Annotated in this window: 16 protein-coding genes; 7 read left to right on the forward strand and 9 right to left on the reverse strand. The window is 46.2% G+C overall.

The features are described 5' to 3' along the window. The first annotated feature begins 41 nt into the window (after positions 1-41). Positions 42-500, forward strand: coding sequence for a peroxiredoxin (locus AAFP11_RS06440; protein ID WP_341736277.1), 459 nt, complete (start codon positions 42-44; stop codon positions 498-500). A 115-nt stretch (positions 501-615) separates the two neighbouring features. Here the strand turns inward: AAFP11_RS06440 and raiA are convergent, their stop codons facing one another. Then, positions 616-1,269 carry a ribosome-associated translation inhibitor RaiA gene (gene raiA, locus AAFP11_RS06445; RefSeq protein ID WP_340521695.1) on the reverse strand — a complete coding sequence of 218 codons (654 nt, stop codon included), beginning with the start codon at positions 1,267-1,269 and terminating at the stop codon, positions 616-618. Between the two features lie 150 nt (positions 1,270-1,419). On the opposite strand from raiA, the gene lipB reads away from it, so the two are divergent. Continuing rightward, entirely contained in the window at positions 1,420-2,094 is a 675-nt protein-coding gene (gene lipB, locus AAFP11_RS06450; RefSeq protein WP_341736278.1) for a lipoyl(octanoyl) transferase LipB, read from the forward strand. A gap of 317 nt (positions 2,095-2,411) precedes the next feature. On the opposite strand, the gene AAFP11_RS06455 is transcribed toward lipB, so the two are convergent. Continuing rightward, positions 2,412-2,969 carry a single-stranded DNA-binding protein gene (locus AAFP11_RS06455; RefSeq protein ID WP_341736279.1) on the reverse strand — a complete coding sequence of 186 codons (558 nt, stop codon included), beginning with the start codon at positions 2,967-2,969 and terminating at the stop codon, positions 2,412-2,414. Between the two features lie 179 nt (positions 2,970-3,148). Next, complete coding sequence (locus tag AAFP11_RS06460; protein ID WP_341736280.1) at positions 3,149-5,692, reverse strand: mannose-1-phosphate guanyltransferase; 2,544 nt, start codon at positions 5,690-5,692, stop codon at positions 3,149-3,151. 730 nt (positions 5,693-6,422) lie between these two features. On the opposite strand from AAFP11_RS06460, the gene AAFP11_RS06465 reads away from it, so the two are divergent. Both AAFP11_RS06465 and AAFP11_RS06470 read left to right on the forward strand, forming a co-directional pair. Next, positions 6,423-6,620, forward strand: a complete 198-nt coding sequence (locus tag AAFP11_RS06465; RefSeq protein ID WP_341736335.1) for a hypothetical protein — start codon at positions 6,423-6,425, stop codon at positions 6,618-6,620. A 95-nt stretch (positions 6,621-6,715) separates the two neighbouring features. After that, on the forward strand, positions 6,716-7,453 hold the full coding sequence (locus AAFP11_RS06470) for a class I SAM-dependent methyltransferase (protein WP_341736281.1): 738 nt from the start codon (positions 6,716-6,718) through the stop codon (positions 7,451-7,453). Between the two features lie 97 nt (positions 7,454-7,550). Here AAFP11_RS06470 and AAFP11_RS06475 read toward each other — a convergent pair whose 3' ends face one another. The 3 genes from AAFP11_RS06475 to AAFP11_RS06485 form a co-directional block, all read right to left on the reverse strand. Next, on the reverse strand, positions 7,551-9,242 hold the full coding sequence (locus AAFP11_RS06475; RefSeq protein ID WP_341736282.1) for a hypothetical protein: 1,692 nt from the start codon (positions 9,240-9,242) through the stop codon (positions 7,551-7,553). Positions 9,243-9,603: 361 nt separating this feature from the next. After that, positions 9,604-10,083: an NUDIX domain-containing protein gene (locus tag AAFP11_RS06480; protein WP_341736283.1), complete on the reverse strand. Its 480-nt coding sequence runs from the start codon at positions 10,081-10,083 to the stop codon at positions 9,604-9,606. Positions 10,084-10,473: 390 nt separating this feature from the next. After that, a complete protein-coding gene (locus AAFP11_RS06485; protein WP_341736284.1) occupies positions 10,474-12,432 on the reverse strand; it encodes a cation:proton antiporter in 1,959 nt (652 codons plus the stop codon). Between the two features lie 429 nt (positions 12,433-12,861). Here AAFP11_RS06485 and AAFP11_RS06490 point away from each other — a divergent pair, with 429 nt between their 5' ends. Beyond that, positions 12,862-13,356 carry a DUF427 domain-containing protein gene (locus tag AAFP11_RS06490; RefSeq protein WP_341736285.1) on the forward strand — a complete coding sequence of 165 codons (495 nt, stop codon included), beginning with the start codon at positions 12,862-12,864 and terminating at the stop codon, positions 13,354-13,356. A gap of 127 nt (positions 13,357-13,483) precedes the next feature. Here AAFP11_RS06490 and AAFP11_RS06495 read toward each other — a convergent pair whose 3' ends face one another. Both AAFP11_RS06495 and AAFP11_RS06500 read right to left on the reverse strand, forming a co-directional pair. Further along, a complete protein-coding gene (locus AAFP11_RS06495; protein ID WP_341736336.1) occupies positions 13,484-14,149 on the reverse strand; it encodes a class I SAM-dependent methyltransferase in 666 nt (221 codons plus the stop codon). A gap of 8 nt (positions 14,150-14,157) precedes the next feature. Next, positions 14,158-16,125: a DUF1565 domain-containing protein gene (locus AAFP11_RS06500; RefSeq protein ID WP_341736286.1), complete on the reverse strand. Its 1,968-nt coding sequence runs from the start codon at positions 16,123-16,125 to the stop codon at positions 14,158-14,160. A 154-nt stretch (positions 16,126-16,279) separates the two neighbouring features. Here AAFP11_RS06500 and AAFP11_RS06505 point away from each other — a divergent pair, with 154 nt between their 5' ends. Both AAFP11_RS06505 and thiS read left to right on the forward strand, forming a co-directional pair. After that, positions 16,280-17,362: a thiamine phosphate synthase gene (locus AAFP11_RS06505; RefSeq protein ID WP_341736287.1), complete on the forward strand. Its 1,083-nt coding sequence runs from the start codon at positions 16,280-16,282 to the stop codon at positions 17,360-17,362. A 138-nt stretch (positions 17,363-17,500) separates the two neighbouring features. Then, entirely contained in the window at positions 17,501-17,713 is a 213-nt protein-coding gene (gene thiS, locus AAFP11_RS06510; protein WP_341736288.1) for a sulfur carrier protein ThiS, read from the forward strand. 10 nt (positions 17,714-17,723) lie between these two features. Here the strand turns inward: thiS and AAFP11_RS06515 are convergent, their stop codons facing one another. Further along, complete coding sequence (locus AAFP11_RS06515; RefSeq protein ID WP_341736289.1) at positions 17,724-18,389, reverse strand: hypothetical protein; 666 nt, start codon at positions 18,387-18,389, stop codon at positions 17,724-17,726. Position 18,390 lies beyond the last annotated feature (1 nt).

Raw genomic sequence — 18,390 nt, forward strand, 5'->3', positions numbered from 1 at the left:
TGCTATAATAATCAACAAACGAAAAACTCACTTAAACAAATATGACAGTCAAAGTAGGAGACATCGCACCGGATTTCACTTTATCATCTCAAACTGGTTCATCCGTCAGCCTCAAAGATTTTAAAGGCAAAAAAAATGTCATCGTCTACTTCTATCCCAAAGACGACACACCCGGATGCACAGCAGAAGCTTGCGCTTTTCGTGATAGCTATGAAGTATTCAAAGACGCAGGTGCAGAAGTAATTGGGATTAGCGATGATTCCCAGCAGTCTCACCAGAAATTCGCTACTAAATATCAGTTACCTTTTACGTTGTTGAGCGATACTGGTAACAAAGTTCGGCAATTATATGGCGTTCCTGCTACACTATGGATTATGCCCGGTCGAGTAACTTATGTGATTGATCAACAAGGTGTTGTCAAGCATATTTTTGACTCGATGTTGGATTTTAAGGCCCACGTTGCAGAGTCTCTCAAAACTTTGGAAGGTATTAAAAGTTAGATATGATTGGATCGGAATGATTTAACCGCAGAGAGCGCAGAGAACACAGAGGAAGAGAAGAGGTAGAGTAAGACAAAGAGAGGAGTTGAGTCCTCTCTTTGGTGATAGCAATTATCTAACCTTTCGCAGCGCCGGATTTTTCATGTGCAGCGTTGTGGGCAGTTTTGCCATTTTTACCATTAGTATGACCGTTGGCATTCCGAGGCTGGATTACTCCATAGCCACCGTGACTCTTGCGTTCGTAGAGCACGTTGATTTCGTTAGTTTCGGCATTGCGGAACATATAAAAATCGTGGTCGATAATCTGCAATTGTTCTAAAGCTTCTTGCACAGTCATCGGAGGCATGGCAAAATACTTAGTCCGTACCACCTCGGCTGGAAGTTCGGGAGTGCGATCGCCTATCAAATCCACAACCACAGGAAGTTCATCCACCACAGCTACGGTTTTAGCGTTGGTAGTGGTTTTGTTGTCCTGACGTTTTTCCTTAAATTTCCGCAGTTGGCGAGCTATTTTGTCGGCAACTAAATCTATACTGGCATAAAGGCTTTCCGTGCTTTCTTCAGCCCGAATTACGCTGCCATTAGCATAAATTGTCACCTCAGCAGTCTGCTTAGGATTAATCCTGGGGTTACGAGCCACCGACAGATGTATATCCACTTCCGTAGTCAAACTTTGAAAATGGCTAACCGCCTTTTCCACTTTTTGATTGACGTACTCGCGAATCGCATCGGTGATTTCTATATTTTTACCCTGGATAACAAGCTTCATAGAGCTCCCTCCCTTCTCTAACGTGGGTATAGTTCATACAATAGCACTTTGTATTCTACAAAACACTCATCTTGAAAATCTTTTTAATCTGTTGACAATTCTTAATTTTAACTAGGTAAATTTTCAGTAAAAACACTCTTGATTTTTTTCATGATTTTCCCTTCTTTTCCTCAACATCTACATTCTCAATCCTGCTTGCTCCTTGACTGGGGACAAGTACCCTACTCCCAAGCTTGGGAAGCTCAGCAACAACTGGTGCAAGAGCGTCGCGATAATCCAGATTTGCCGGATGTGCTGATTTTGCTGGAACATCCGCCTGTGTACACCTTGGGACAGGGGGCGAAATTGGAATTTCTGAAATTTGACGGCGAAACTGCGCCGGAATTGCACCGAGTCGAGCGAGGCGGTGAGGTGACTTACCATTGTCCAGGTCAGTTGGTGGGCTATCCGATTTTGAATTTGCGCCGTCACCAGCAGGATTTGCACTGGTATTTGCGACAGTTGGAGGAGGTGCTGCTGAGGGTGCTGGCTGTTTTGGGGCTTTCGGGGGCGCGGGTGCCGGGGATGACTGGGGTTTGGGTTGATGGGTGCAAAGTAGCTGCGATCGGGATTAAGGTTAGTCGCTGGATTACTATGCACGGTTTTGCTTTAAATGTTTGCCCGGATTTGGCTGGTTTTGGGCAAATTGTACCTTGCGGGATTCCCGATCGACCTGTGGGGAGTTTGGAGCAGTTTATTCCTGGAATTGAGGTCGATCGCGTTCGGGCGATCGTGGTGGCGGAGTTTGCAGAAGTATTTGGGGTGGAATTTATGCCAGATGTCTAATATATTTAAATCAAAAACCCTCGTGACTCTCAACTTGAGACACTGAGTTATATCAAGTCCGGTAGCATCTGAATTATTAATATCTCTATTTTCTCCCTCTGTGTCCTCTGTGTTCTCTGCGGTTAAATCATTCCGATGCAACCAGAAACGATATAACTGAGAGAATTAGCGATCTAATACGGGATCGCTGGCTTCTCTAACCAGAGACAGAAGCAAGACCAATGTAAAAATACGTCCTAAGAGTTTTGCGATCGCCCTTAAATTAAAATGCGTCACTGGATCTATCGGCCGATAGATCCAGTGACGCACTTTATTTCTTAAAACGGAATTGGATCGTAATCGGGATTGTCAGCTTCGTTAGAGGAACCCGACGAGCGATCAGACTCAGAATTTGGAGACTGATGGGAGTTCCAATCAGAGCTAGAAGTGCGATTAGCAGGTCCAGGAGCGTTGCTAGAACTGCGGTTTCGCGAGCCTAAAGGTACCACATTGCTAGCCACGGTCTGAGGCGCGCTGTCACGAATTTGAGCTGGTTCCGGGGCGGTTCTAGGGGCGAGATCCGAGTTCATCGCATTCGCACCGAGACTGTAAATTTTTTGAGCTGTCAGTTCGGCTCGCTTTTCTTTGATACCATCTCTTTCCATTGTATTCATGTTGAGTCGGCCTTCAATAATCACGCGATCGCCTTCATGATATTTTTCATGGATTTCCACGGCAAAATTTCCCCATCCTATCACCTTCAAACGTTCGGGCGGATCTTCAGGTTTTGGACCTGGAAACTCCACTAGCATTTCAGCGATCTGAAGTTGATTTTCAGCAGTAAAACGGAGTTGTGGTTCTTGAATTATTTCCACCAACAAAATGCAGCTATTCATAACTTAATTGGGAATTGGGAATTGGGAATTGGGAATTGGGGATTGGGCATTGGGAATTGGGCATTGGGCATTGGGCATTGGGCATTGACTTTCAAGTAAAAAGGTAAAACTTAAAATAACGCATTTTATCTTTTCACTTTTGCATTACCAATTCCCAATTACCAATTCCCCCTTACCAATTACCCATTACCAAATTTATCTTTGCGAACAGCCGCCTCAGTTTGGCTAACAAAATCCTGAACTAGGCTGCGGTACTCCTTCAAAGTTTCAGATACCCAATCTCGGTCTTCACTGTTAGCAAAAATATGGACTGTCGGTTCGCTAGCATCGGGCAAAACTAATACCCAATTGTCATCGCTGGAGTTAAATATTTTCACTCCATCTACTAATTCTAAACTATCTGGGGAATGAGTTTCTACTAAATATCGCATCAGAGAACCCTTGACAGTCCAAGGACAGCGGACGCTGTAACTACGATGAGTGACGCGAGGAAGTTCTGCCTTAATCTGTCCTAGCGATCGCTCCTGAATCGTCATCATTTCTATCACTTTAGCAATACAGAACATTCCGTCAAATCCAGGATGCAATTGGGGGAAAATAAAACCCATATTTCCACTGCCACCCAAAACCACGTTGGGATTCCTGTTAGCAGCTTCCATCAAAGCAGTGGGATTCGCTTTAGTGCGGATTACTTTACTTTGATAGCGACGGGCGATCGCCTCTACCGCAGAAGAAGCATTGACCGGTACTACCACTGTACCTTTTGGATGCGAAGTCAGCATCAAATTTACCATCAACGCCGTCAACATTTCCCCACGAATCGCTATCCCAGACTCATCTACCAAAATTAACTGTTCGCCATTGGCCGACACCTGTACCCCAAAATTAGCGCTGAGTGCTTTCACCACCCGACCGAGTTGGTCAAGCAAATATTCCCGTTCGCCATTGCTCAGAGAACTTTGTTTAAGACTGGCATTAAGTACCACCGCATCGCAACCAAATTTGGCGAGCATTTGTGGCAAAATTGCCCCCGAAACTGCATAGACGTAATCGATAACTACCTTAGAATTACTGTAGCGAATGGCTTCTACATTCATTTGCCGCTCAAAGGTGCGGGAGTAAACCTCCAGAGATTGGTTAAAGTACGACATCTCCCCAATTTCAGGAATCAGAGCCCGCCGTAAATCTTCTTTAAAGTAAGCGCCCTCGATTTTCTTCTCCGCCGCTTTGGTAATATTGATACCTTTGGTATCGAAAAATTCAATTAAAATGTGGTCCGATCGATCGGGCGAAATCCGAACGTGAATCCCACCAGCCACTGACAGAGTACAGGAAACCGTGCGCGCGATCGGAATTGCTGTGGATTCCAAATTGACCACACTAATTCCCACCGACATTAAACCAGCAATCAAAGACCTCGAAACCATCCGGGAAATGCTCCGCTGATCCCTAGACACCGATACCGAAGAACCTGGTTTCAAAGTAGAACCATAAGCAGCGCCCAATTTCACCGCAAATTCCGGGGTAATATCTACATTGGCTAGTCCTTGAACCCCCCGTTGACCAAATAAATTCCGCTTAGCTTGTTCTCCCCAAATTAAATTGCTATTTAACAAAGCGCCGGATTCAATATTTTTACTAGGCCAGACGCGAACGCTCGGTCCCACTTGGGCTTCTTCTCCGACTATGGACATGGAACCGACCACAGCCCCTTCTAATACGTGAGCCCGCCTGTCTACGCGAGTGCTCCTGCAAATCACACAGGCCCTGAGATGAGCATCTTCGCCGATAATTGCTCCGTTCCACACGATGGGACGCTTGAGGTTGGCATCGGCCCCCACAGTTACGTTATCTCCAATCACCGAACCGGCTTCGATTTTGACTCTAGCTCCGATGCGACAATTGTTGCCGATCATCGCGGGTACTTCCACGATCGCACTATCGTCAATAAAAGTATTCTGACCTACCCACAATCCCGATCGCACTTGGTCGTAGTAGCTCAAATCCAATTTCACCTTTCCCCGCAGCGCGTCATACTGAGCTTCCCGGTAGACATCTAACTGGCCGACATCGCACCAGTAACCCTCAGCGATGTAACCGTACATCGGCTCACCTTTTTCTAGCAACAGCGGAAACAAGTCTTTCGAGAAATCAGATTCCACATCCAGCGGCAGGTAATCCAAGACTTCCGGCTCTAAAATGTAAGTGCCGGTATTCACAGTATCGGAGAAAATTTCGCTACTAGAAGGTTTTTCCAGAAAGCGATTGATCCGGTGATTTTCGTCAGTAATCACCACTCCGAATTCCATGGGGTTGGGAACGCGAGTTAAAATTAACGTAGCTTTGGATTTCTGGCTGCGGTGAAATTGCACAGCAGCCGTCAAGTCTAAATCTGTGATACTATCGCCACTAATCACGATAAAAGTGCGATCGAGCAATTCGGCAATATTTTTGACACACCCTGCGGTACCCAGGGGCTGGTCTTCTTCCACAGCGTAAGTCATTTGTACGCCAAATTCACTGCCGTCTCCAAAGTATTCGCGCATGACATCAGGAAGATAGTGCAGCGTCGCAATAATTTCCCTAATCTGATGTCTTTTTAGCAAATTGATAATGTGTTGTGCGATCGGGCGATTAAGAATAGGCACCATCGGTTTTGGCAAATCGCACGTCAGAGGTCTGAGCCTCGTTCCCGACCCCCCAGCCATCAGCACTGCACGCATAAAATCCTCCTTGCTTAAAAAGCACTCCTAGTCATTTTTAACTCAAAAATCTCAAACTTAAAATTGTTTGGTCAGCCCTCAGCTATCACGTCTTAATTAATTATCCGTGAGTCTGCTACATAAGATTGACATCAACTTGATTTCTGTACGGATATTGGAAACTTTAGCGTGTACCTTCCCCAGCCTTTTAACCCCTTTGGTAGGATTATATAACATTTAACCTTTTCACGAGCTTTTAAAACCTCCCTCATTACAGTATTCAACCAGTTAGAGGTCAGCCGTACTGTACCAGAAGCTTTACAAAAAGCTATGAGTTGTTTGTGAATTGTAAATCAAACAATTTGGCAACTTAGTAGTATTATATACTCATTAAAATTTTTAATTATTATTTTGATAATTGATGATCGATCGGATTTTTTTGATATCTACAAGATAGAAGCGCCTAGGAGGAATTCGAGTTCCGGGTTCTGATTCCAAAGAGTCAATATAGCTGAAATATCGTTGTAGCCACTCGTTGCTTGTCTTTGTACCAAGCCTCTGTCGGAACTCTCCAGCCACCGTTGTAGACCAGGCGAGTACAGCCTATCATCGGGGCGATCGAGGTTTCTGGTTCGGGAGTCCGATAGAATCGCTACTTAAAGGCTGGTTAACTCATATACCGATCTCGTGAGATGTGTTAAATTGTGGAAAAGCCGTCCTCACAGGACGGGGTTTCAAACCCATTTTGTTGATGAGTAACTTAATTAGCTTGGCATTACTGATCGCTTACGGTGCAGGTATTTGGAAATTTTGGAAGGGTTTCGATCGCACTAACTTCGACAGAAGTTTTTCCAATCGCCTGAAGCTAGCCCTGCTATGGCCAGCATTAATTTTTAATAAGCCCTATCGCCAAAACTTTACAAAGGCCCTCAAAGCCTCCAAAAGGTGAGAGACAGCCCGACATGAAGGTAGGGGGAATCTAATTCATGATTAATCGCGACCTTTGTATCGCGACAAATCTCTATCCAAGAGTGTAATTCAAGAATGTCTAAAAAGTCCGATCGCCTTGCCACCAGTCCAGAGCCAACTTGGTTTGCTAAGGACAAATCAGATAGCTGGCAACCTTTACTCTCGCCAGTTGCTTCCCGGTTCGATCGCGAATACCGAGGAGAACCCTTCCCTTTCCCCGAAGAAGTCGAAGCCATGCCGATTTTTCGGGAATCCATCGCCGGCACCCTCCAAGCCAAAACAGTTTCTCCCTTTTGGCAAATTGCCAAACCCCAAAAAAATCAGCGCTGTTTAGACATTGGCTGCGGAGTCAGCTTTCTAATCTACCCTTGGCGCGATTGGGAAGCCTTTTTTTACGGCCAAGAAATCAGCAGCGCCGCACGAGACGCCTTAAACGCCCGCGGTCCTCAACTCAATTCTAAACTATTTAAAGGCGTAGAACTTGCCCCCGCTCATCGCCTAAATTACGAAGAGGATCAATTCGATTTGTGCATCGCCACCGGCTTTAGTTGCTATTTTCCCAAAGATTATTGGGCTATTGTCATGGGAGAAGTTAAGCGAGTATTAAAGCCGGGAGGTCACTTCGTGTTTGATGTCCTCAACCCTAATGCTCCCTTAGCAGAAGATTGGGCAATTTTGGAAACCTATCGAGCAGGGGAAGTATTTTTAGAAGGAATTGAAGATTGGGAAAAACTGATTAAAACTGCCGGTGCAAAGATAGTAAAAAAACAAAGTGGCGATTTATTTCAAATGTATAAAGTGCAATACAATTGAGCCATTACAGGAGGCAAATGCCGATCGGTAATAGTCAAAAAAAGCGATTGCCATCACCCATGTTTAGGATGAGAAACTAACCATCCCCGCCCCGCAACTAAGGAGAAGCAGCAGGAGATGGAGATGCTGTCGGCGACGCTTCCGTAGTCGGCGACGGTGCAGCCCCAGGAGAAGCAGCAGGAGATGGAGATGCTGTCGGCGACGCTTCCGTAGTCGGAGAAACAACAGGTTTAGGAGTCGGTGACTCTGTAGGCACTGGCTGCGGTTCAGGAATCGGTGACTCTGTAGGCAATGGCTCAGGTTCAGGTAACACTAAGTCTCTAGCCCCTGGTTTCAGTTGAGAAGAAGGAGAGGGAGATGCCGATGGCTTCGCTTCTGGTTTAGGTTGAGCTGAAGGCGATGGTTTAGCCGTTGACTGGGGTTGAGGTAAAGGCGATGGCTTGACTCCTGGTTTGGGTTTGCTGGAGTCCCGTGGAGGCTTCTCAAACTGCGGCTTCACTCCCCCTGGACTAGGGGGCGCGGCTGTGGGATCTGGGGAGGGCAATGGTCCCGTTGCTGGGGCTGCCGAGGGAGTTACAGGAATACCGCTGCAAACCTTTTCATCATATTTAAATGCCACAGCCAATTGATAAAGCTTGTGCGTGCTGGCTGGTGGAAGTATGAATTGAGGATTAATAATTGCAAATTTAGCAGCATCGTCGAGAATATTGGAACCCGTCAGGGCAATGGTTTGAGGTTCTGCCCTCAGCAGCCCTTGGGGGTTGACAACTGCACCAAATACTGCTTTCCCTTCCAGTTTTTGCGAACAAGCTGTTTTGGGATAAGGGACATTCACAAGCGTCGGTCCAGTCATTTCCAAGTCAGGATAAGCTTTTTTGAATCTTTCAAACAAGGCAATATATGTAGTTGCAGCAGCCAGATTTCTGTCGGAATCCTTGGATGAGTTTTGTCCGGGATTTCCCTGCTGTTCTAGCTGTTTTTGTTGCTGCTCAAATTGTTGCCTCCTAGCTCTTTCTTCAGGACTTTCTGTGACTTGATTTTCTTGATTTGGATCTTGTTGAGTCGATTGTGGTGAGTTGCCAGACTCCGAATTTGTACCTCTAATGGGGAATTGCGGGGTGTATACTACAGCTCCATCTGGAAACAGTGGCAGTCTACCCTGAGCATTTCGCAATTTTTCCAGAGACTCCCCTTCATCCATCTGGCTTCCGGGAGGCTGGGGGGTTTGGGTGTCCGATGGTGGTGGAGGCGGGGTAATCGGAGAGAAATTACCGAGGGATGGGGGGGGGATGAGATTGCTGGGAGGCTGTGGCGGGATGGCTACGGGGGTTTGAGGAGCGGGATTTTTGATGGTGGGAGATGAAGTTGTCGGAGGTATGGGGGGAGTTAAGGAAGGGAGAGGAGATGGAGGCGCAGGGGCAAAGAATCCCGGAGGTGGCATTCCCGGTGGGAGGGCTGGTAAGTTAATGGGGTTCGGGGCTGGCGGTAAGGGCGGGGTGATGTTGCGTGGTAGGGGAACTGGTGCGACGAGCGAAAATGGTGGTTTCGCATTGGATGCGAGTGGGGGTATGCTTTGGGGCAGTCGTCCTACCTCTGCTGGAGTTAGCTCCACGAACCCAACCGAACCGGGCAAGTTTTTTGATGAATTGCCACCATAAATTAGATTTGAGATCCGAGGCGCGTTAACTCCGAGCACTCCATGAAGACCTATAGAAGCTAGGGCTGCCCACCAAAATGGCTGGCGCAGCGGTTCTGAGAGGGTATTGACTAGGGAGAAAGAGTCATTCATGACAACTGGGAATTGGTTATGGGTTATGGGTTATGGTTTAACGCTATTTTTTTATGGGAGCAGGTAAAAAATAAAAATTTAGGAATTCAAAACCGTAATTATAGCACTATTACACTCAAAGCTACTCGATCGCCAGCCGCTGCTAGCCAACCGACCGCTTCCATACCTATTAATTGCTCCATTAATTGATTAAACAGCCGTTAGGGTGGCGATCGACCGCCGTTGCCAATTTGGTTACACCTAAGATACAGGTGGCTAAAGAGCTTTGCTGTATGAGCATTATTCCTGAATTTCCCCCCAACGGGGGAGGTTCTTCTTCCTTCCCCGCTTGGGGCAGGTTCTTCTTCCTTCTGCCTTCTTCCTACCACCGATATCGATGAGTCTTAAAAGGTGCCCCCTCAATACTGAGCAAATCAATGGGATAAATGGGAGCACCACTGGCCATATATTGAAAAATTTCCCGAACTTCCTCTCCCCGCAGAGACAACTGGTCTAATTCCTTCAGAGAATACCAGCCAGCGCACAAAGTATATTCGTCCGGCTTGCTCTTGGGAGGCGTTTTGTCTTCGGGACGAGCCACAAAAATCACCCTCAAGCGGACATTCCCTCTAGGCATGACTGTATGCTCTACCCGGAGAATGCCCTCAATAATCACAGAAACGCCCGCTTCCTCGACCGTGTTACGCATAGCGGCCTCGAACAATGTCTCTCCTTGTTCCACTCGTCCTGCCGGGAGATACCACTGCTGATCGTACTTGCGCTCTTGTACCAATAGAAAACGGTTTTCTAAGTGAACGACAACTAGGGTAAAATACCAGGTAGAAATAGGCTCGCGAGCCATAGCAGTAGATGTTCCCCAAGCAAAAGGTTTAACCAGCCACACATAAATGAGGCACTGTTAGCAAACAAATTAGCAGCGTGACATACTCCCACATCAAATCTGAGTACAGATTATGATGTGGGCTTCTTAACAGCCCGATGAAGGCTAAATGGTTCTTCCGCAAGGGTTTTTGAACTCAAGAGGTTAATCTTAGCACTTTAGCAACAATTTTTATCTCAAATCTAAAATTGAGACAGTACCACGGAGGCTGGGGGAAGTTGAGCTTTCGCCCCTCTTACCAGGCAAGTGCTAGGGTTTACGGAACTGATGAGATCGGGTTGCACTACGGGGGTCCGTAATTGCCGGAGACCAAAAGCCCGAAACAATTCAACACCATCCCTTGATTTAGGACTATTTAGAAACTGGTGGTTGTAAAATTTCCGTTGGTTTCTCCACGATACCTGGCTCTACAATCGAATCTAAAACAGGAGAAGGAATCGGCACTTCTTCCACTACCGGATGCTTTTCCAAAGTTAACCGAGACTGAGATGAACCAGACAATCTTTTTAACAATTTCGGTGTAGGATCGTGTAACAAATAAATTATTCGATCGCCTCCTTGCCAAATCTGCCCCGCCGACACTACTTGCAAATATCCCTGTCTTTCCAATAACAGCGGCACTAACTCGCCGGCCCGAATTAGAGCCTGCAAGTGATCTAACTGAAACTGCAATCCAGTAGTTTTTAACTCCGTTTCTCCCAATTTTACCTCTTTGTCGTTCAAATATTCGTTCCAATCCTTCAAGGACAAATCGGACACGAAGGCTTGATTTATTTTGGGATTATTTACAGCACTGTTAGCTTGCGGATCTTTGGGGAAAATTGCCAAAACCCTTGGTGGTGCAAACTCTTCTGCTGCTCTTTGAGCTAACACTAAGTTTACCTCACCGTTGTTGGTCATTGCCAAAAAAGTTCCCATAGATTCCAGTCCGGCGGCTTCCAAAACACTGTGATCCAGAGCACTGCTCAAAAAAACTCGTAAACCTTCCCGTTCTGCCTGTTGACAAGCTTCCGGGTTAGTGTCTATAATTGCTACAGATTCGCCGCGTTCTTGAAATAACCGAGCAATCAATCTACTCAAAGAATTTGACCCAACAATGGCAGCACCGGTCGCGGATTTCGAGGTGACTCCTAATATTTGAGCCATAGCTCCGGCGGTTAGTCCTTGTAGGAAAACTGTCATCATAATTGTCAGAAATACCAAGGCTTTAATGGAGTCGCCGCCGTTGATTCCCCGCTGGGTTAGCAAAATGGCAAATAAAGATGCGATCGAAGCTGAGACAATTCCCCTAGGCGCTACCCAACAAGCAAATAATTTTTGTCGCCAATTCAGCCCACTGTTGAGGGTGCACAGCCAAATGTTAATCGGTCGCACCACCCACATTAATGCTAAAACTGTGAACACACTCCCCCAACCGAGCGCAACTACACTAGCGAGGGATAAATCTGCCGCCAGCAACACGAACAGCACCGAAATAGCAAGGACTGTGAGTTGACCTTTAAACCTCCTCAGCAGCCTTTCTTCGGGAACAGAAGCTGCTCTGAGGACAATACCGGAGAGTACCGTTGCCATTAATCCTGATTCGCTGCGCAGTTCCTCTGCTAATCCGAAGAATCCCCATAAGCCCGCTAATACTACTAGGTTTTTGAGGTCTTCTGACAGAAAATTCGATCGCTTGAGAATGAATCCTAGCAGCCAACCTCCCGCCACTCCGACGACAGCACCAACTCCCAGCCGCACGATTAAATCTCGGAACAAAACTAGCAAGTCTGCATTGCCGTTTAAAATAATATTCAGTACCAATACTGCCAGAATTGCCCCGACAGGATCGATTAAAACTCCTTCGGCTTCCAGCAAAGCGGCGACTTGTTTATCAACAGAAACCTGTTTGAGCAAAGGGCCGATGACCGTCGGACCGGTGACAACTACTAGAGAAGCATATAAAAAGGCGATCGGCCAAGGAAATTCACCCAGCCAGTGGGCCGCCATTCCGCCGCCGATGAGGGTAATTAAAGTGCCTACTGTAACTAAATTGCGGATACTGCCGGAAATTCGACCCAAATCTCGCAATTCCAAATTCAAGCCGCCTTCAAACAAAATTAATGCTACAGAAAGGGATACCATAACTTCCAAACCACTGCCGAGGAGATTTGGGTGTAGCAGTCCCAGACAGTCTGGCCCTGCTAAAATACCGAACAACAGCAAAAAGACGATCGCTGGAACTTTTAAGTAAGCTGCCAGAACTTGAGCGCTAATGCCACAGGTGACGGTCATGACCATCAACAGGGTGATGTTAAAGGGGATTTCCATAGATGTAATTGTTGGAGGCTGCCCGCTCAGTTTTCAAAGTGCGATCGCGGGTGACTTGAGTACAGGTGCTATAGGTTGGCACTCATACAAACTCTACAGGAGCATGAATTTTCGGTTTTAGTTAAAGATGGTTGATAGTCGCTATAACCTTATCAGATAATTCTCAAGGTGTCAAAGATGGTAGTTCCCCCTAGCCTTGGCCCAAGACTCAACACACAAGGTAAAATATTTATTTTTCCTAACAGACGAATGCTTTGAGAATTCTGCATCCTGGGAAATTTTTGTTAAAAAAGCTTGATGGTTTGTAGTTAAGCTACCACAGTGGTGAAGAGAATTTTTATCTACTATAATTTTTATCTTGTATTTTTTAAGTATTATAAATATGATGTTAAGTAGAAAAATTGTGGTTTTATTAGGGAGAGTGTGGCAGTGAACATCGATCGAATTAAACCAGGTCCCGGTCAAGAATCAGTTTGGGATTACCCACGGCCGCCTCGTCTGGAGGAATCGACCAAACACGTAAAGATAATTTTTAATGGTGTCACCCTTGCCGACACCCACCGCGCTCAAAGGGTATTAGAGACAAGTCACCCTCCTTTTTACTATATCTCTCCCGAAGATATAGAAATGCAATATTTGCAAAAAACTTCGCGGGGTTCTTGGTGCGAGTGGAAAGGACAAGCAGGCTATTACACAGTGAAGGTGGGAGAAAAGGAAGCCGTGAATGCTGCTTGGTTTTATCCAAATCCCACCAATATCTTTGAGGCTATTAAGGATTATGTGGCTTTTTATTCAGGTTTGATGGATGCTTGTTATGTGGATGGAGAATTAGTGCAAGCTCAAGAAGGCGTTTTTTATGGTGGCTGGATTACTAAAGATATTGTCGGCCCGTTTAAAGGAGGGCCTGGAACTTGGGGATGGTAAACAAGTTGAGTCAATTACCCACCACCAAGCGGATTACCGCTAGGGTGGAGGTTTGTTTCTAGACTGCACCGCAATTGCGATCGCCCTTGTACCATCTTAGCTTTCAAAAATTGCAGCAAATCCCAGTCTATTCAGACTCGCACCAAGCACGTTCAGCAGTCCAGTGTCTGTCTGACGATTCATAAATTCTCAAGCCATCCAAACCCGCAGTTTTTATGATAGTCTGAATTTCATCCAGAGTAAAAGCCGCCTGTAGGGAATCTCTGAATAACTGCTTTTGATGGGCGTTGCAATCTCCCGCATACATCTCTACTAAATTATCCCTGATTGCTGGTGTTTCCGGCCGCAATAAATCCCGCAAAAATATTGCTCCTTTTGGTTTCAACACCCGCTGGACTTCCTGAAAAAATGGCAACGGATCTGGCAAATGATGGATAATGCTATTGGAAATCACCATGTCAAAATAATTGTCAGGATAGGGCATTGCCTTGGCATCAATTAATTCAAGACTAATTTGCGATCGCACTCCAGCCTTTTCCACATTTTCACCCCCGACTTTCAGCATATTCGCCGACAAATCGATGCCAGTCAAATGCCACTGGGGACGTATTGCACAAAGAGCAATGGGAATTCTCGCCGTACCAGTGCCCGCATCCAAAACGTTTCCAAAAACCGGCCCCAAGGCGGCCGCACCCATCGCAAAAGCAGAATTAACCTCAGTAAAGTCCATCGAATCGTATTCGATGGCCTCTTCCCAGGAATCCATAACCTCCGGTTCCAAAACTCGCTGCATCAAATTCATTATTTTATCTCTTCAATCCTGGCATTCAAACCATTAGCAGTGAGCATTTGTAATAACTCCTCAGCTTTTTCCTGTTCCCGAAAAGCACCGGCTTGCATGACGGCGCGCCCGTTAGAAAAAGTACGAAAAGCATCGGGAACCAGAGATTGCATCCTGGCTCTATCGCTCTGACTCTGAGCATCAACTACCACCCGATACCGAAAACCCAAAGCTAATGCTCGATCGACTGACGGCGCATTTTCCCCAGAATCAGCCACAGAATTACCCGTTAAACCAGTAGGTACATAGCCACCCCTTCCCAGAGGAATATTGCGACTCGGAACCGGCAATCTACCCTCCGAAGGAACCGGACTCGAACTATCAAAGTTTGGCGGCAAAATTGGGGACTGCACAGCAATTTCTGGAACGGAGCGAGCATCTGGAGTTGGGACTGGAATGGCGATCGCGGAAGAAGAGGCACTTGGGGGAGCCAACAGAGGCGACAACCGAGTTTGACCCGATGCCGATTGATTTTGGGCAGGACTCGCTGACAGCGGCGACAGAGGCCTCTGGGGCGATCTTTGAACTCTCGGAGTTAAAGGAGCTGTGGTATAAACAGGTAAAGAGCTATCTGGTCCACCGCTTCTGGGAGGTTGAGCAACTAACCCCAAATCAGGGCCACCAATGGATAGAGGAGAGTTGAAAGTTCCCGCCACCTGAACTTGACCAGTCGTGCGGTTGCTCAACAATTGATTGCCGTAAGCTTGAATTAATTGACCTTTGGCAGCATTATTCACATCATGCTGGCCGTTGTTGCGAATTACATTTCCCCCTGGTTCCGTCATGGTTCCTAAATCGGGGAGAGCACGGGCGATCGCCACAATGCCATCACGCTGATTCCTCTCGATATAATTATGGCGGAGCACCGGTGTCGCCTCAGCTTGTACCACCACACCATCCTTGTTACGAGTAATCTGATTCCCGATTAACAAAGGAGAAGCTTTTTCCGCTACATTCACCCCAAATCCAGTGTTTTCAAAGACATTATCTCGAACTTCCGGCTGGGAAGTGCCATAAATCGTCATCCCATTAGCACCATTTTTCGAGAACAGATTCCCGGTAATCATCGGGCGAGAATTACCCACCACTGAAATTCCGTCGTGAGTGCTCCCCAAAAAAGTATTGTTAACCACCGTGGGAGAGCTCGATTCGATCCACAAAGCATAACCCCGATAGTTGGGATTGGTCACTGTCACCCCGCTGAGTCTGGCTCCCGATGCGCCTAAAATCGTGATATTTTGACCAGCCGAAGTGGGGCTGAGAAAGTCTCCTCCGCCTTTGATGACAATATTTTGACCGCGAGTGTTGGGATTTCCTTGAACAATCACGTTAGGCTGGAGTATCAGCGGAAATTGTTCGCCGGTTTGGGCGCTGTAGATACCGGGCGCTAGCAAAATTGCTGTGTTGGGGGGGGCGACGCTTAAGGCGTAGGTAAGGGTTTTGAATGGATCTCGATCGCTCCCATTACCTGTTGTGTCGCTTCCACCGGATGAGCTGACGTACAGGATGTTGATTTCAGGCTGCTGCGCCTGAGCTATTATCTGCACTATTGGGGTTTCGGCGGCGATCGCAGATTGTTGAGTTTTGAACAATGAGACACTAGCAAACAGCAGCAACAGGCAAGAACTTAAGGCTTTGCTTGGCGATCGCCTTCCTGTATACCTAAGATCTTGCAGCTTTTTCAGGAACAGGCAAGATGCCGGTTCCAAAAACAGCAATTTTTGGTGTGGGCTGGGTATCTTGCTCGTCCCGGAAAGGCTGATTGAGAAGGGTTCTAGATGTGAGTTGTACCCGCTCTGTTTTGAGTAAATGAGCATAAAAAAACACAACCTGTCTGTGAGCCGAGTTTCGCCCATGCGATCGAAGTTTAATTGCAGCGGGCTGCTGGGGTTTTTCTGGGTTAATCTGTGATTTTCTGCTAACCTCACGGCTCTCCTCCGAAGTGTGGTATGCAGTTTAACGATTCCACTATCATCAAGTTTGATCTATTATGCTTTGTTTTCTTCAAATTCAATAAAACTTAAAAATTAGTGGGAAAATGTAGCAGCTTGACTGCTGGATTAACGATCGAGGTGGTTCTATATGACGCAAAAACCAAACAGAACTTTACCGGCACAGCCCGCTCTGTGCCGGATTTTAGATGCAAATTTAGATCGCGCCCGCGAAGGATTGAGAATTATTGAAGAATGGTGTAGATTTGGTCTTAATAGCGCCGATTTAGCTGGCGAGTGCAAGCAACTGCGTCAGGAATTGGCTTTTTGGCACACCGCAGAATTACGCAGTGCTAGGGATACGCCGGCAGATCCGGGTACGGAACTGACTCATCCGCAGGAAGAACAGCGCTCTGGACTTCAGCAGCTATTGGAGGCGAATTTCTGCCGGGTGGAAGAAGCGCTACGGGTACTTGAAGAGTATGGCAAAGTTTACGATCCGAATATGGGCAAGGCTTTTAAGCAGATGCGCTATCGGGTTTATACTCTCGAAAGCGATTTGCTGGCTTATGGGCGCTACCAGCAGTTATTGCGATCGCAGTTATATCTGGTAACTTCGGGGAGAGACAATTTGTTGGGCGTGGTGGAAGCTGCTTTGCAAGGTGGACTGACTTTGGTACAGTACCGCGACAAAACTTCAGACGATGGGGTGAAATTGGATAATGTGCGGAAGCTATGCGAACTCTGTCACCGTTATGATGCTTTGTTAATTGTAAACGATCGCGTCGATTTGGCGATCGCAGCGGATGCCGACGGTGTACACTTAGGACAGCAAGATCTACCTGTAGCTGAAGCGCGCAAGTTGCTAGGGCCTGGACGGACGATCGGGCGATCGACCACAAACGCCCAGGAAATGCAGCGAGCCATTGAAGAAGGAGCCGACTATATTGGAGTTGGCCCAGTTTACTCCACTCCCACAAAACCCGATAAACAAGCTGCCGGTTTAGATTATGTGCGTTATGCTGCTGCTAAGTCACCAATTCCTTGGTTTGCGATCGGCGGAATAGACATCAACAACCTCGACGAAGTATTAAATGCCGGAGCTTCTAGAGTAGCAGTTGTGCGATCGATCATGGAAGCCGAACAACCAACTTTAGTCACACAGTTTTTCATCTCGCAGCTAATTCGGATGCAGAAGCTCAAAACTCACAAACTTATAACTAATAGGTCGTAAGATTAAATGAACCACGAGGCACGCGAACGCGAAACAAGAACCCCCCCACCCCCCCAAGGGGGAAAGAAGGAAATGCAGTTCTTCCTTCGTGTTCTTCGCGTCTTCGCGGTTCGTTCAAATAATTAAATTAATAAACAAATGACCAATCAAATTGCTCTCCAAGTCAACGGAGAAACCCGTAATTGTGCCACCAAAACACCATTACCAGAATTATTAAAACAACTAAGTTTAAATCCACGATTAGTAGCTGTGGAGTACAACGGCGAAATTCTGCACAAACAATTTTGGGAAACCACAGAAATGCAAGAAGGCGACATCTTAGAAATTGTGACCATTGTCGGAGGAGGTTAGCCACACATTACTACTTGTAAGGATTGAGTAGATTACCAGCCTCCTGCCGACACTCCTCAATATAACTTTTTAAAGTAGGTAGGGAGTTCTCAGATGTTGAATTAAGCCCAGAACCAAAAACATTCTTAATTGCTTTATCACATTCTCTAACAGGAACAATCAGATCCCGAATAGTCTCAAAACCATCGGCTTCAATATTTTTGAGAACAAGTTGCTCTAAGCACCATAATCGATGATTTAGAGATTGTTGAATGATAGGTAAGCTAACATTGGCTAAGGCTTTAATGAATCTTTTATCTCCACTAAAAATCTGAGCGGATTTATTATTTTGAATAAATTTGATAGCACAACTTGTGAGCATTGCCTCACCTGGATCAATATTCTCAATACTGGATAACTGGATAAAAATTTCTTGGTCAATCTCCGATTCCAGTATGTTCGGTAGAGTCTTAGTAAGGTAAAGAACTTGTTTATAATTAATCACAGGATCTTCTGTTTTTCGACTTCGACCTCCTTCAAATTTTTTCCAATCGTTTTCAAATTTATATTTTGCCGTCTCTAGGATATTAACTTGCCCATAACTAGCATAAAATAATTGAATGGTCTTATCGAATAGCTGAAATGTAGCAAGCTTTTTGATGATGTCATTATCAATACAATAGATACAAGTAGACAAA

Origin of the sequence: Microcoleus sp. CAWBG640 (assembly GCF_020883015.1) — a bacterium.
In the GTDB taxonomy this organism is placed as follows: domain Bacteria; phylum Cyanobacteriota; class Cyanobacteriia; order Cyanobacteriales; family Microcoleaceae; genus Microcoleus; species Microcoleus anatoxicus.

Excerpts from the sequence above, each read along its gene's own strand:
- AAFP11_RS06440 (WP_341736277.1), top strand. The coding sequence starts at position 42 with ATGACAGTCAAAGTAGGAGACATCGCACCGGATTTCACTTTATCATCT.
- raiA (WP_340521695.1), bottom strand. The coding sequence starts at position 1,269 with ATGAAGCTTGTTATCCAGGGTAAAAATATAGAAATCACCGATGCGATT.
- lipB (WP_341736278.1), top strand. The coding sequence starts at position 1,420 with ATGATTTTCCCTTCTTTTCCTCAACATCTACATTCTCAATCCTGCTTG.
- AAFP11_RS06455 (WP_341736279.1), bottom strand. The coding sequence starts at position 2,969 with ATGAATAGCTGCATTTTGTTGGTGGAAATAATTCAAGAACCACAACTC.
- AAFP11_RS06460 (WP_341736280.1), bottom strand. The coding sequence starts at position 5,692 with ATGCGTGCAGTGCTGATGGCTGGGGGGTCGGGAACGAGGCTCAGACCT.
- AAFP11_RS06465 (WP_341736335.1), top strand. The coding sequence starts at position 6,423 with ATGAGTAACTTAATTAGCTTGGCATTACTGATCGCTTACGGTGCAGGT.
- AAFP11_RS06470 (WP_341736281.1), top strand. The coding sequence starts at position 6,716 with ATGTCTAAAAAGTCCGATCGCCTTGCCACCAGTCCAGAGCCAACTTGG.
- AAFP11_RS06475 (WP_341736282.1), bottom strand. The coding sequence starts at position 9,242 with ATGAATGACTCTTTCTCCCTAGTCAATACCCTCTCAGAACCGCTGCGC.
- AAFP11_RS06480 (WP_341736283.1), bottom strand. The coding sequence starts at position 10,083 with ATGGCTCGCGAGCCTATTTCTACCTGGTATTTTACCCTAGTTGTCGTT.
- AAFP11_RS06485 (WP_341736284.1), bottom strand. The coding sequence starts at position 12,432 with ATGGAAATCCCCTTTAACATCACCCTGTTGATGGTCATGACCGTCACC.
- AAFP11_RS06495 (WP_341736336.1), bottom strand. The coding sequence starts at position 14,149 with ATGCAGCGAGTTTTGGAACCGGAGGTTATGGATTCCTGGGAAGAGGCC.
- AAFP11_RS06505 (WP_341736287.1), top strand. The coding sequence starts at position 16,280 with ATGACGCAAAAACCAAACAGAACTTTACCGGCACAGCCCGCTCTGTGC.
- thiS (WP_341736288.1), top strand. The coding sequence starts at position 17,501 with ATGACCAATCAAATTGCTCTCCAAGTCAACGGAGAAACCCGTAATTGT.